Here is a 14,059-nt window from a genome sequence, read left to right on the forward strand (position 1 = left end):
GAAGTGGAAGATGAGGAAGCGAACGAACCGATCGCACTTTCTGATGAAGAACTGGGAAATCTACTTTCGTCTGAAAACGAAGAACCGATTGATTCTTCCTTTGATTTTGAACCGGAAACAACTTCTTTCGAAGTGGAAGATGAGGAAGCGAACGAACCGATCGCACTTTCTGATGAAGAACTGGATCATATTCTTACGGATGAGGATGAAGGACCGATCGCACTTTCCGAAGATGAACTTGGAAATCTTCTTTCCGACGATTCGGGTACGGGAACTTCGACAGAAACCGATGGATTTGAGGATCTGCTTGGTGAAGGAGAATTACCGGAAGATACCGGATCCATGTTCGAAGAGAACGAACCATTTTCCTTTCCCGTAGAACAAGACTTAGGTGGACCGGATAAGTTTGGCCTTGAGAAAGAGGCTCTGTCAGATTCTTCGGATGCTTCCATTGATCTTGAACCGAATGAGTCTTTTATGGAATTGGAGGGAGAAGATGAAGAACCGATTGCCCTCTCCGAAGAGGAACTAGGAAATTTATTGTCTTCCGATGAAAAGGAAACTCCCAGTTCTTCCTTATTTGATGAAACTTCTTTGCGGGAAGAAGATTCGATTTCGTTGCCTGCGCACGAATTAGACGGTATTGGAGATATACCATCACCGCAAGAAGATTCCCTATCTCTCGAAAACTTCGAACTTTCGACGGACGATTTCGATACCTTGCAAACACAAACTTCGGAAACAACTTCTTTCGAAGCGGAAGATGCGAACGAACCGATCGCGCTTTCTAACGAAGAACTGGATCATATTCTTACGGATGAGGATGAAGGACCGATCGCACTTTCCGAAGATGAACTTGGAAACTTATTTGAGGATGCGCCCGCTACTGTAAAGGAAGAGGATTTAAACGAGATTTTAGGAGAGCTGCCTCCTGCTTCCGATTTGGATGCTTTTGATTCTATCGATGATGACGTTTCCAAGGAGAAAGTTGCTTCTCAGGTTGCTCCGACAGAGGATACCTTAAACGAAGACGAAATGATCATCGTATTGGACGAATATGCGGACGAGGAGAAAGCCTCTCCGATCGAAGAACTACGTAAAACTCCGGATCAAGAGGAGAAGCAGGACGCTTCGGGAACTCCGTCCAAGGAAGAGATGAAACGTATCATGACGTATTTGGACGAATTGCTCGGAAATCTACCCGACGATTTGATTCGGGAATTCTCTCGTTCCGATTATTTCGAACTTTATAAAAAACTAATGAAGCAGATCGGTGTATAACCGATGGGATTACTGGAACGGGTCAGTAAGTTAGTTCGATCAGATTCGTCCGGAGCATCTTCTGCGACTTCTTCGAGCCGAGAAAAAAAATCCTTACTTAAAAAATCAGAATCCTTTCGGCGCAAACAGAGTTTTTTACAAAAAGCCCTTGGCATGAGAAAAGAGATCGAAGAAAGGGAAACTTTCTCTTCGCCCCAATCGTTTCCTTCCGTTCAGTCGCAAACTTTTTCGGAAGAATCCGTTGATTCCGAATACAATCCTCCATCTGATCTGTCCCATTCCGAAGAATTTTCTCTTCCGGAATTGGGCGGGGATACATCCGGATCGGACGAGAAAAAAACTCAAAACGAATTTTCGGATTTCGACATCGATTCTAATATTTCCGGGAGCGAAGACTCGTTTCCAGATTTTTCGGAGGGATTTTCCGCTTCGGAAGAAATTTATACGGATGAAACTTCCATTGCTGAATTTGCGGCTTCGAATGAAGTCGGCGATGACATTTCCTTCAACGATCTTTTCGAAGATACAAGTCCCGAACATTCCGCAACAGATGCGGAATCCACGACTTTGGAGGAAATGGATTCGGAAAAAATCGCCCCAAAAGATTTGGATGAGGAAAAAACGCAAACAGTTCCGAACTTAGATGATAGCATAACGTCTATAGAAGAGGATCCGTTCGAAGATTGGGTTAAGGAAGCGGAACGGGAAGCACATCGAACTCCTTCTAAAAAAGATCCGAACGTCTCTACTTCCGAAAAGTCGGAATTTTTATTCGACGACGATTCTAATTTCACCACGTCCCCGATTGATCTGCAAATTGCTTCCCGAAAAAAATTGGAGAATTATATTTCCGTTTTCGAGATAAGTAAGGAGATCGGAGTTTCCACCGACTTTGCGAACTTTTTTGAAAATCTATTATTTTCTATTATGGGTCAGATCGGTTCCGAATCGATCGGTATCTTTTCTTCCAAAAATGGAAGTCAGGATTTTTTCCGTTTAGAAGACTATCAGGGAGAACACTTCAACCAAGAATGGACTATCTCTTCGGAAGAGGAGATCTATCACGCGGTACATAATGCGGGATCTGTGCTTTATGCGAAAGAACTTCTCAAACCTACGCTTCCGGCTAAAGAGCGGGAAATCATTGAACAATCCGAAGCCGAACTTCTCGTTCCGATCCGAACAGTGGATGAATTTTTCGGAATCATTTGTCTGAGTAAGACGATCAGCGGAGAGGATTACACGATTGAGGATCTTGAATTCTTAAAGATTGTAGGAGAGATTGCCGGTTCCGTATACAAAAGAATCTGCGATACCGAATTGCTTCATCAGGAAAATCAGATTTTAAAAGAGGCGGTTCGAACCAACGAACTCATCATTTCACTCGCGAGAGATTTCGCTTCCGTACGTAGTATGGATGAGGCTTACGATAAATTATTTTCCGCCTTTCAGGAGGAGTTAAAAATTCGTCGCGCCACGTTTATGATTTTAGACGGACATTCTAAGAGCGAATTCCGGGTATTTGCATCCAATTTACTCACTCCGGAACATGTGGGAAGTTTCAGGTTACCCTTGGAGAGTTCGATCGTGGGAATTGTTTCCAACATTCCGGGAGTATTTCGGATCGAAAATTTTAGAAAACATCCCGAGTTAGTACAGAAATTATCGAATGATGAACTTGGGCTCATGTCCGATTTTATAGTGATTCCTTTTATCAATTTGCATTGGCTCGTGGGAATGTGGATCGTCCATGAAACGGAAGTCCCTTGGACTGATTCGGATCGGGAGACTGCGGTCGGAATCTCCGAGGTGCTTGCCCCCGTGTTTTCCAACTTATTGCTTGTGCAGGAACGGGACTCGGTATTTAAAGATCCGTTCAGTCCTGTCGAAGAAAAAATCGATGAGATGATTCTTAAATCCGCTAGACTAAAAAGTTGTTTCAGTCTAACTATATTCAAAGTTCAGAATATATTTAGAATGGTAAAACTGAAAGGATCCGGCTTTTTCGTGACTTATAGCGAGGAATTGAGAAAGGCAATCCAGGATAATTTGTCCGAAGCCGATTTTCACTATCGGGTCGGACAGGGAAAATATGCCGTTGTTTTGGACGGAAAGGATAGGGAAGAGACTCAGGTTCTCATACGTAAAATCAAAAATCGTCTCAGCGAGACGGATCGTAAGTCGAAAGACTTTCAGACTTCGGTCATTCAACACACTCTTTGTTATCCAGCGGATACGAAAGAAAAGGAAAGAATTCTCGAACTTCTCGAAGAATCCTAGATCGATTGAATGTTATTCAATTCTCTGAGTTTCCTTCTCTTTTTTATCGCTTTTTGTCTAATCTACTTTCGTCTCGGATTAACGGGACAGAACCGGCTTTTATTTTTCGGAGGTCTGTTCTTTTACGGATTTTGGAAGCCGGAGATGATTCTACTTTTGCTCGTTTGTATTTCCTTCAATTTTGCCGGAGGAATTTGGCTCGGTCGTTCGTCAGAGCATCGTCAAAAAAGGATTTTCGTCTTTTTGATCGTTTTAAATCTGGGAATACTGATCTTCTTCAAGTATATTCTATTTTTATTAAGTGTTTGGAACGATACGTTGGGGGCTTTGTTTTCGTTTTCGGTTCTTACCTTTCCTGAAATTCTTTTGCCCGTTGGGATTTCGTTTTATACGTTTCATAATATCAGTTATCTTTCGGATATTCGATCCGGAAAAATAAGGCCCTGTTCTAATTTCATTCATTTCGGAGTTTATGATCTATTTTTTCCGTTGTTACTTGCCGGGCCGATCGAAAGGCCGGATTCTTTGTTGCCCCAAATTGAAGCGGAGCGCGTAGCCGCGGAAGATGGGTTTGTTTCCGGTGCGGTCCTATTTTTTTGGGGAATTTTTAAAAAGGTGTTTATTGGGGATCATCTTTTGTTGTTTACCGAAAAGGCGATGGAGCCTGGAATTCAACTTCCTTCCGGCATGGTTTTTTGGATCGCTTTCTCTTTTGCGTTTCAAGTCTATGCCGACTTTAGCGGATATACGGATGCCGCTCGAGGGCTTGCGAAAATATTGGGTTTTAGACTTTCTTTGAATTTTAATTTTCCATTCGTTTCGTCGAGCCCGTCCGAATTTTGGAAACGATGGCACATTTCTCTTTCGACATGGCTTAGAGATTATCTTTATATTCCTCTCGGGGGAAATCGGATTTCTTTATTTCGTCAAAATTTGAATCTGATGATCGTCTGGATTTTGGGAGGACTTTGGCATGGAGCCACCTACGGATATTTGGTATGGGGGTTTTACTGTGGTCTGCAGGTGGTCGTTTACAATTTGATGCAAAAATATGTTTTATTATTAGTTCCCAATAATATTCAAATATTTAAATATTTGATAAAACTAATGGGTATTTTGTCTACGTTCTGGATGTTTGCGCTTGGGCTGCTTTTGTTCCAGGTACATTCTCCTGGCGAACTCTGGAGATTGATTTTGAATGCGACCGCGGGATTTTATTGGAACCCGGTGTTTGGAGCCAAGTTGTTTTTTCTTTTGTTGCCGTTGATTATCGTGGAATTTTGGATGATCGTTTTGGGAGGAACGGATTCATTTTTAGAGAAAATAGTTTCGAGCCCGCTGCGGTGGGGTTCGTTGTCTTTTGGGATTGGAATTTTATTTTGTCTTTTCGGTCTTTTTGAAAAAAAGGAATTCTTCTACTTTCAGTTTTAAAACGAACTCCAAACAGGAACCATTTCAATGGAATATAATATAATGTGAGGTGTTTTAAAAAAATTGAACGTCGAGTTTCATTCAAATCTAAAACGTATTCCGAATCACAGCAGAAATAGAATCTTGGGTGTGATAGTTTGTTTCGTTCTTTTTGTATCGTTTCAATTTTTTTTGTTTCCGTTTTTGGTTCCTTTTCAGGAGAAAAATTCTTTTCTTTACGATCGTTTGTCCAAGATGGATTCTTCCCTTTATACAGAATCCGAATCTTCTCGATCTCAGAAACTCGCTCCCATTTTGTTTTTAGGAGACAGCCAGATTCTTTCCGGGATTCATCCTAAGGAACTGGAAAAAAGATTGGGTCGCCCGATTTGGTTTTTACCGAGACCTTCCGAACAACCGGAGGGGATGTTTTTACGTTGGAAGGAGTACGAACGGAAAATCGGAATCAAACCCTCTTTGGTGATCGTAAACGGATCGGTGTTTTCTCTTTCGGACATGGACGTTGCTCAGGCTCATCGAAGTCTTGTGCTGAATTATGATTCGTTTCATATGGAAATTTTTACAGAAATCTTTCTTGGAGATTTTTATTTGAAAAATTTTTCCATTGGTATGTATTATCTTTTGGGAAGAATTTTTCCATTTTTACGTCTCAATGCTTCCGTTTCGACTACTTTCAAAATTATAGGCGAAGGGAACGAATTCAGTTATTCCGAAAAGAATTTGGAAAAATTGCTCCTCGGAAATCCGATCGAAAAATGGAAGTCTAATTTAGATCGAAATCTGTTTCTGGAAGTTGAATATTCAAAAAATAATGGATACTTAGATTGGGGAAAACAATCTTCTTATGACGGAGTTTGCGTCCCGAATGAGAATTTAATTCCCCTTCCTCGGAATGCGGAAGCCGCTTTGCAAAAAACGCGAAAATCTTCTCTAAAAGCCTGGAGGGAGTTGTTTTCCTATTTAAAGACGAATAACGTTCCTGTCTTTGCCGTTTCTTTGCCGTTTCGTCCCGATTTCGACAAAAAACTTTCTTCGCTTCCCCAGATGCCTCTTTGGGAATCGGTTCTTATGGAAGAGAGAATTCCTTATTGGAAGGCCAAAGCGAATCTTTTCGAACCGAGAGATTTCGGAGATTATACTCACTTGAATACTTGCGGAATGCGTAAGTTGGTTCCGGTTTTAGCGGAAAAGATTTTAGAACAAGATTCAATACGATCGGTATTGAAACAGTAAGTCTTTAAAGCGAATCTGTTTTTTCCGTCTTTTTGGGAAAGATGACTAAGTGTCGATAACTTCTTGACCGATGTCTATTTTTCTAGGGGATAAATAGACGGATTTGGTTTTTTAGGGTTCTTACTATCGGAATTAAAAATTCTTCCATACCCCCTTTAGTCCCATTCCTGTTTTTGTGATTTTTAAAAGATCATAATCAAAACTACAAAAAAGTTGTCCACCTTTCTCGTTCAGACTGACTTTTCCGGCGTATGAGGGTTTTCCTTTTCAATCACTACAACCGAATTTTCAAATTCGTTTGCTGAAAATTGAATATCGTTCTTTTGACGATACTGGTTGTTCGGGTTATTAACAATAGATTGAAATCGTCCATAACTTTCTATTTTGATTACCCGAAATAGGGATTTGATTCGAAAATCGTAATTTTCCGCGTCTTCGAAATACGGATTGGACAATTCTGTTTCTTCAGGTTTTGATTCGGTTTTGCGATCTACGGTTCTGCAAAAAGAACGAGAGTGAAAACGATAAATAGAGGGTATATGGTCTTAAAAATAAACATCATAAAATTATTATATATTTTTTAGAAGATTTGTAAACGGTTTTTCATCAATAGAGTTGTTGAAAAATTCCGTGATTCAGATTAACAAAACCGCTTCAAACGTCCATTTCAATAGGGCAGAAGCAGATAGAGAATTAATTTTTCAACAACTCTATTACTCGGAACTATATAATAAACCGTCCGGAATTCGCAGGGATTTGTTCCAAAATCCATGATTATTCCATTATGTAGGGATCAATAGAGTTGTTGAAAAATTCCGTGATTCAGATTAACAAAACCGCTTCAAACGTCCATTTCAATAGGGCAGAAACGGATAGAGAATTAATTTTTCAACAACTCTAATAAAAAAAGGTTCTTCGCTTAACAACGAGCCATCTTTTTTTTATTTCCGATCTTTCCCATTTTACGCATTTTTAGGATGTATTCGGTGGCTTCTGGAACTTTGCAAGCCGTTTTACCCATCATCACTTCTACTTTGCCGACCTTTTTTGCAGTCTGTATAGCTTCCTCGGTAAGTTCCGGATAAAAACCTCCTACGGAGATGACAAAGCCATTCATACAATATTTTACTCGGTTCTGAGATTTATGAATTTTGGATTCTACTCTTTTGAGTAACTTGGAAATTTCTTTCGACTCGATTTGATCGTTCGGCACGATCGATAACAAACTGGAAAATGTGCTCCATCCGGAAGAAGCGATACTTTCCTTTTCAGATTCGATCCATTCTCTCGCGAGTTCCCAGCCGTATTTGCTTTCCGCCGCGATCCATGCCACGGTGCATTCGCTGATCATCGGAGAAGTTGCATTCTTGGCCCAAAACTGTAGATCTTTTTTTTGGATTTGTTTTTCGTCGGCTACGAGTCCTGCGAGATACATTGCGTCCGCGTTTCCCGTTTTATAAAGTTCTAATGAAAGCCGGTTGTCTTTTTTAACTTTTTTCTGAATCTTTTTTAAGTCTCCTACTTTGACTCCAAAGAACGGTTCTTTTGCTCCGTGATTGACGAATATCTTTTTGATAGTCGGTGTTCCCATTCTTTCCAACTCTATCATGATTTGTTCTAAATTCATATTATAAAATCCTACTTTTTGAATGTTATTTTCACGTTTGGAAATCGCCTCAAAACCGCTAAGAAACGTGAGCAGGGTCGTAAGGAGGAAAACAGAGAAAGATCTTGTACAGAAAAGCGCCAGATCACATATTGAACCAAATTTCCAGCAAGAAAAGGGTTAAATATGGATCTGACAGAGATATTTTGTGCCATAGACGATTATTGTACACAACAAAAAATAAACTGGAACGTGAAAATACTTTTGTCCGGTGGTTCGAAAAAGAAACCGAAAATTTCAGTTAAGCCTGAGTGAAGTAGCAACGATTGTTGTCTGTTTTCATCTTTCTCATTATAGAGAATTTAAAAATTATTATCTGATAGAAATAAAAAAGAATTTAAAATCGGAATTTCCAAAAGCGGTAAGTTACAATCGTTTTGTTGAACTGATGCCTAACGCGTTATCTGTCATAGCTTCCTTTCTATCAAATTCTTGTCTGGGAAAATGTTCCGGAATATCGTTCATTGATTCTACGATTCTTTGGAGTATGCGACAACAGAAGAATCCATTCTCATAAAGTATTTAAAGATACTGCACAACGAGGGAAATCGAGCACAGGCTGGTTTTATGGCTTTAAAATTGCATTTAATCGTAAATGATCAAGGTGAAATATTATCATTTATGATTACTCCTGGAAACGTCGACGACAGGAATTCGAAAGTGATTTTTCCACTTGTTAAGAATATTCACGATAAACTTTTCGGAGATAGAGGTTATATCAGTCAATCTTTGTTTGAAAGTCTTTATGAAAAAGGAATTCAACTCATTACAAAACTTAAAAAGAATATGAAAAATAAATGAATGCCTTGAGTTGATAAAATTCTTCTAAGAAAAAGAGCTATCATTGAATCCGTAAATGATGAACTTAAAAATATCTGTCAGATTCAACATACTAGACATCGAAGCTTTTTCAATTGGGCTGTTAATCTATTAAGTGGGTTCGGTTAACGAATGCAAAAGCGATTATTATGTTGCGTCCATAGAAAGCAACATTGAGTTTAAATTCCGAAGGAATTGGAACATTATGTTCAAGCGCACTCGCGAGCCAATCCGTTATGAAGTTTGCAAGTGATTCACCCAAATTTTCTTATATCGAAATTAAGAAGGTTTTTGGGATAAGAAGGATCAAAAACTGATATTTTTCAAGTGTTCCGACGTGTTGTGATTAGGGATTAGATTTTAGTGGATAGAACTTTACATACAATAAAACGCAAGTGTTCCGACAAGAATGAGACTTTTTACTTGCAAGAAGTATGATTTTCTGATAGAGAAAAACCATCGGAGTTTTCCCGCCGCCTCTCCCCACCACCCAAAATTAGGGTGGGGCCGCGCCTGTTCACAGAAGATTGTCGTAATTCCGACAGATTTATCTTTGGATTCAATTACTTGTGGTGCCCTTAGAAAGTGCGACACTTTAGTTTCTTATTCGCCCAAACTTTCTTACGACCCTGCTCACGTTATTTATTTCGTAATGAAGGGTAAGTATCCTCTTTTTTGGAAAATATATCGAAGGATTGAAATCCGTTTTCAGGATTTTTTAGTCCAAATGATAGTCTTTTATCATAAAAATTGCATATTTCCAAATAAAAATCTTAAGTCGGAGCCGTTCAAAAGGACGTTCCTTGTTTTGTGAGACTCCACGTTTTTATCGAGCATGCAAACGAAATGAATATTAAAAAAGCAGAACGACTTATTTGTCTTTAATTCCCCGTTACAAATTCCACCGAATAACCGAATGTTTCTTCAAAGGCGATTTTTTGTTCTTCCGCGGCCCAGATTTCCAAGGAAGGATCGTAGCCCTTATCCGATTTTAAAACGAAATGGATCAGATTCCTTTCGATCTTGCAAGTTACGGAAAGGACAAGTCCGCCTCGATTTCGGTTTAACGCGGAGCTGATTCTAAGGATCGCAGAAAGTTGAGAGACCAAGGTTCGGTTTTTTTCCGCGAGTTTGCTAAATTCTCTGTGTTTGATTTTTGGGGTGTTTTTTCTATGATAACGTGCGGTGAGAGCGATGATTTCGATTTCCAAAAAGGTAAACCCTAAGAGCATTTCCGAATTTCGAATCATATAATAACTATGTTTGTGATATGCGGAATGAGAGATGGATTGACCGATTTCGTGAAGAAGAGAAGCGGCTTCCAAAAGTTCTCTCTGTTCTTGACCAAGTTTATGCAGACTTGCCAGTTGATCGAAGATCTGAAGACTTAAGTTGGCGACATGTTTGGAATATTCTTCGTCTCTGGAAAAGGCTTGCATGAAGTTATCCACCGAAGTTTGTCGAATGGCGTCCAGATGTTTGGAATGTTCCGTACTTTCGAAATGTTTCCATTTGCGAATGGTATCGTAAACAATTCCTTCCCGGAGCGCGAACTCGGAAACCGTCAAAGCGGGAACGCTTGCCAGATCAAAAATCTCTTCCAGGATAAGAGTACCTCCGACAATGATGTCGGCTCGTTTGCTATCGAGTCCGGGAATCTTGGTTCTTTTTCTGGATGTGTCCGCTTCCAAAATTAGATTTCGGATTTTCTTAAATTCCGAGGTCAGAAAGGAAAAGTTATTTAATGAGATTTCTTCGGTTTCACCTCTTGACGCAAGAATCATACCGGCGATCGCTTGAATGGTGCCGGACGAACCCACAACCAAATCCGGTTTTAAATCTCTGAGAATCTTTCGAAAGGGAAGAAGCATTTCTTCTATGAAGAGTCTGCACTTTCGGATACCGGAGTTGGAAAGAGGTTCTTCCTGAAAGAATTTTTCGGTGAGTCGAATTGCCCCCAATTTAAAACTTTTAGAGAATAGAATGTTTCCTCTGTGACCGACGAGTATTTCCGTACTTCCTCCACCGATGTCGATCATCATGATCTTTCGATCGAAAACTGGAATTCCTTGAAGGATTCCGAAATAGATCAAACGGGCTTCTTCATAACCGCTTACTACGTCTATGGATATGCCCGTTTCTTGGTATACAACTTCTAAGAATTCTTCTCGATTGGAAGCTTCTCGTAACGCGCTTGTAGCGACGGCTCTGATTTCTGCGCCGGAGTTTTCCGCGAGAATTTTAAATCGTTTGAGACAATCGATTCCTCTTCGAAAAGAATCCGGATCGATCGGACCGTTTTCTTGTAACCTGTTACCTAAGCGAACCGATTCTTTTTCTCTTGCTATGGCTTCGAAGGTTCCGTTCGTCCGAACTCGAACGATGATCATGTGGAATGAATTGGTGCCGAGGTCTATGGCCGCGAGAGGTTTTTCCTGAACCATGGTTGAACAGAATGTTCCTCCGTTGAAATGAATCCAGCTTAATTTGTTTTCTGATTTTTTTGTTTTGAGGTTGCCGGGAACCTTAGCGTTGAAATTATTGAAACCTGTCCAATGAAGAAAGTTCTGAAGAATTTTCCGCTTTAAACAGATAATAAAGATAAAAAACCTCCGCGGTTGAAAGGTACATGAAATGATCTTTGATAACCTCTATGCCCTGTTTTCCAACGATATGGGAATTGATCTAGGGACGGCAAACACACTGGTGCATGTAAAAGGACAGGGGATCGTTTTATCCGAACCTTCCGTTGTCGCGGTTCATGCGGCTACCGGTAAAGTTCTTGCGGTAGGTCAGGAAGCAAAGCGGATGTTGGGTCGGACACCGGGTGAAATTGTGGCGATCCGTCCGATGAAAGACGGAGTAATCGCGGACTTCGAAACCGTCGAAAAAATGATCCGTTATTTTATCGCAAAGGTGCATAACCGCACCACTTTCGTAAAACCTAGAATCGTAATCGGAGTTCCGTCCGGAATCACTGAGGTGGAGAGACGGGCCGTTCGTGAATCCGCGGAGCAGGCTGGTGCGAGAGAAATTTTTCTCATTGAAGAAGCGCTTGCCGCCGCGATCGGAGCCAATATCCCGATCAACGAACCTGCGGGAAATATGATCGTGGATATCGGTGGTGGCACGACTGAAATTGCGGTGATATCTCTTGGGGGAATGGTAATCGCAGAATCCATCCGCACCGGGGGGGATGAATTTGACGAAGCGATCATTAAGTATCTTCGAAATCAATATAACCTGGTAGTCGGGGAAAGAACTGCGGAAGATATCAAACTTACGATCGGAAATGCGTATCCTGAAAAGAAGGCGGAAACGATGGAAGTTCGCGGGCGGGATGCAATTTCCGGACTTCCTAGAACACTTGAATTGGAATCCAACGAAATCCGTAAGGCTCTCAAAGAACCAACCGATGAAATCTTAGATGGAATCAAACGGGTTCTAGAAAGAACTCCTCCTGAACTTGCATCGGATATCGTGGAAAGAGGGATCGTACTTACGGGAGGTGGATGTCTCCTCCGAGGGTTGGAAATGTATCTTTCTAAGGAAACGGGAGTTCCTGTTTTCCGTGCGGAAAACCCGCTTACTTGTGTGGTTCTTGGAACCGGAAAGTATCTAGACGAGTTGAAATATATCAAGCCTGGTATACGTTAAGAAGTTAGTTGAAATACGCTAACGTTTTGAACGATATTTGTTCGGACGAATTCGGGAGCAGAGGAAGATTCGATGTTATGGTTTCAACTCAGTCGAAGTAAAGAGACTCTTTCTCTTCTTTTCTGTATTCTGTTCTCCATATTTTCCTTAACTTTTCGAAGCAACGTAATCGTCAGGGGAATCGCGAGCTTTCAAAGAGTCGGAGACGTGGTATCCGGTTCCATCGATTCTTTCGGCGGATTTTTCAAAGGCGCTTACAATAAGTTGGAATCTTTTGAGACCATACGTAAGGAAAGGGATTCTTGCGTCGCGGTCATGGAAGATTATAAACTTCTTCCGCAGGACTTGGAAAAAGCCAATCGGGAAAACGATTTTCTCCGAAAAGAGCTTCGCTTTCAAAGCAGACAAAAATATGCGAGCCTCAAAGCGGAGGTTTTATCCGTTCGTTTAAATTCCATTTATAGAACCATCATCATCGACAAGGGTTCCGATTCTGGAATCAAACCTTATATGCCAGTGACCGCAAGAGCTGTGGATCAAAAGGGCGCAATCATAGAAGCGCTTGTTGGTAAAGTTATCGCTGTGACCGGGGGATCGGCCGTAGTTCAACCCCTTATCAATTCGAACTTCAACATGGGAGTATCGATGCCGGATACCAATCTTTGGGCCAATCTTTCGGGAAACTCAGGAAGAGGAACCGAGGCGCTTTTGAATTACATCGATAGCGGAATTATCATCGACCCGAGAGTGTTCGGGGAATATCCGATGGGGCCAAGTGAGATGATTCAATATACGGAGTCTTTGAGTAAGATTGGTAAATCGGTATATACTTCCGGAGGTGGCGGGGTATTTCCCACTGGAATTCCGGTAGGAATCATTACGGAAGAAGGACAACGAAACGGAAGTTTCAAAAGCGCCTATCTTAAACCTTTTGTTCGATTCGAGATGCTTGAGAGTGTAACGGTCATTTTGAAACTTCCGGAGAAATGGCTGGAAACTTGGCCGGAAGGACAGAATATTAGGATCGAAAATCCTTACTTCGGAGAACTTAATTTTCCGGGAGAAGATCGTTCGAAAGAAAATCAAACGAAGAATCCAGTTCCGCCTAACGGGAATCAGTCTCAAACGAACACACCGAAGAACCCTTCGACTTCTGTTCCGAACGAGGAAGATTTGCAATGATCTTAGAAAAGCTCGTCATCGCAGTCGGCATCTTAATCGCGCACTTTTTAAACGGCTCGAATTTTTTCGAAATCGGCTCTGCGATCAAACCGGACTTTATGATTCTTCTTGTACTTTTTTTCGCTTTGAGAAAGGGGGCACTCTATGGACTCTGGATTGGATTTTTCGGAGGTCTTTTGACGGATAGCGGACTCGGCGGTGAAATCGCGATCGGAAACGTGGTCACGTATAAGGTCGGACTTCATTCCTTGACCTTTTGTCTGATCGGGTATCTTGTCGGAAAATTTGCTCGCTCCGCATATCATGAGAATTATTTTTCGATTACGATCTATTCTCTTCTAATCACTTTTGTTACGAGAGTCGCTACGTATTATTTGTTCTCCTTATTTTTTCATGAGAATATGAGTTATTCCTTATTCTTCACTTCGTTTTTTAATGCGCTCATAGCCCCGGCCTTCTTTTATGCCCTAACTTGGATCTATCAATTGGATCACATGGGGGACGCGTAAG

At 41.0% G+C, this 14,059-nt stretch carries 10 protein-coding genes and 1 pseudogene (1 of these 11 running past the window's edge); 8 read left to right on the top strand and 3 right to left on the bottom strand.

All coding sequences use genetic code 11. The features are described from left to right. From LEP1GSC062_RS10380 to LEP1GSC062_RS10395, 4 genes are all read left to right on the top strand, one after another. Window positions 1–1,281: the 3' portion of a midas domain-containing protein gene (locus LEP1GSC062_RS10380; protein WP_020984248.1), read on the top strand. It extends 951 nt beyond the left edge of the window; 1,281 of the gene's 2,232 nt are visible here — the last part of the coding sequence; the start codon falls outside the window, past its left edge; it ends in the stop codon at window positions 1,279–1,281. Between the two features lie 3 nt (window positions 1,282–1,284). Next, window positions 1,285–3,561 carry a GAF domain-containing protein gene (locus LEP1GSC062_RS10385; protein ID WP_020984185.1) on the top strand — a complete coding sequence of 759 codons (2,277 nt, stop codon included), beginning with the start codon at window positions 1,285–1,287 and terminating at the stop codon, window positions 3,559–3,561. Window positions 3,562–3,570: 9 nt separating this feature from the next. After that, on the top strand, window positions 3,571–4,992 hold the full coding sequence (locus tag LEP1GSC062_RS10390; RefSeq protein WP_020984228.1) for an MBOAT family O-acyltransferase: 1,422 nt from the start codon (window positions 3,571–3,573) through the stop codon (window positions 4,990–4,992). A 96-nt stretch (window positions 4,993–5,088) separates the two neighbouring features. Further along, window positions 5,089–6,225, top strand: coding sequence for a hypothetical protein (locus LEP1GSC062_RS10395; RefSeq protein ID WP_176091467.1), 1,137 nt, complete (start codon window positions 5,089–5,091; stop codon window positions 6,223–6,225). Window positions 6,226–6,455: 230 nt separating this feature from the next. Here LEP1GSC062_RS10395 and LEP1GSC062_RS23625 read toward each other — a convergent pair whose 3' ends face one another. Next, the gene (locus tag LEP1GSC062_RS23625; protein WP_010577765.1) at window positions 6,456–6,680 is read right to left on the bottom strand and encodes a hypothetical protein; all 225 of its coding nucleotides are present in this window, start codon (window positions 6,678–6,680) and stop codon (window positions 6,456–6,458) included. Window positions 6,681–7,144: 464 nt separating this feature from the next. Next, window positions 7,145–7,852, bottom strand: coding sequence for a DNA alkylation repair protein (locus LEP1GSC062_RS10405; RefSeq protein ID WP_020984232.1), 708 nt, complete (start codon window positions 7,850–7,852; stop codon window positions 7,145–7,147). A gap of 165 nt (window positions 7,853–8,017) precedes the next feature. On the opposite strand from LEP1GSC062_RS10405, the pseudogene LEP1GSC062_RS25290 reads away from it, so the two are divergent. Continuing rightward, a pseudogene (locus LEP1GSC062_RS25290) lies at window positions 8,018–8,839 on the top strand (IS982 family transposase). 752 nt (window positions 8,840–9,591) lie between these two features. On the opposite strand, the gene LEP1GSC062_RS10425 reads toward LEP1GSC062_RS25290, so the two are convergent. Continuing rightward, complete coding sequence (locus LEP1GSC062_RS10425; protein ID WP_010577767.1) at window positions 9,592–11,154, bottom strand: Ppx/GppA phosphatase family protein; 1,563 nt, start codon at window positions 11,152–11,154, stop codon at window positions 9,592–9,594. Between the two features lie 190 nt (window positions 11,155–11,344). Between LEP1GSC062_RS10425 and LEP1GSC062_RS10430 the strand changes: the two genes are divergently transcribed. The 3 genes from LEP1GSC062_RS10430 (at window position 11,345) to mreD (ending at window position 14,058) form a co-directional block, all read left to right on the top strand. After that, on the top strand, window positions 11,345–12,367 hold the full coding sequence (locus tag LEP1GSC062_RS10430) for a rod shape-determining protein (RefSeq protein ID WP_002724608.1): 1,023 nt from the start codon (window positions 11,345–11,347) through the stop codon (window positions 12,365–12,367). Window positions 12,368–12,439: 72 nt separating this feature from the next. Next, window positions 12,440–13,549 carry a rod shape-determining protein MreC gene (gene mreC / locus LEP1GSC062_RS10435; protein WP_010577768.1) on the top strand — a complete coding sequence of 370 codons (1,110 nt, stop codon included), beginning with the start codon at window positions 12,440–12,442 and terminating at the stop codon, window positions 13,547–13,549. Beyond that, window positions 13,546–14,058 (top strand): rod shape-determining protein MreD, encoded by a 513-nt coding sequence (gene mreD / locus LEP1GSC062_RS10440; protein ID WP_010577769.1) that lies wholly within the window; start codon window positions 13,546–13,548, stop codon window positions 14,056–14,058. The genes mreC and mreD overlap by 4 nt, the downstream gene beginning before the upstream one ends. Window position 14,059: the final 1 nt, after the last annotated feature.

Origin of the sequence: Leptospira alexanderi serovar Manhao 3 str. L 60, from assembly GCF_000243815.2 — a bacterium.
GTDB lineage: Bacteria > Spirochaetota > Leptospiria > Leptospirales > Leptospiraceae > Leptospira > Leptospira alexanderi.

Coding starts and splice junctions, on each gene's coding strand:
- LEP1GSC062_RS10405 (WP_020984232.1), bottom strand. CDS start 7,852: ATGAATTTAGAACAAATCATGATAGAGTTGGAAAGAATGGGAACACCG.
- LEP1GSC062_RS10425 (WP_010577767.1), bottom strand. CDS start 11,154: ATGGTTCAGGAAAAACCTCTCGCGGCCATAGACCTCGGCACCAATTCA.
- LEP1GSC062_RS10390 (WP_020984228.1), top strand. CDS start 3,571: ATGTTATTCAATTCTCTGAGTTTCCTTCTCTTTTTTATCGCTTTTTGT.
- mreC (WP_010577768.1), top strand. CDS start 12,440: ATGTTATGGTTTCAACTCAGTCGAAGTAAAGAGACTCTTTCTCTTCTT.
- mreD (WP_010577769.1), top strand. CDS start 13,546: ATGATCTTAGAAAAGCTCGTCATCGCAGTCGGCATCTTAATCGCGCAC.
- LEP1GSC062_RS10385 (WP_020984185.1), top strand. CDS start 1,285: ATGGGATTACTGGAACGGGTCAGTAAGTTAGTTCGATCAGATTCGTCC.
- LEP1GSC062_RS10430 (WP_002724608.1), top strand. CDS start 11,345: ATGATCTTTGATAACCTCTATGCCCTGTTTTCCAACGATATGGGAATT.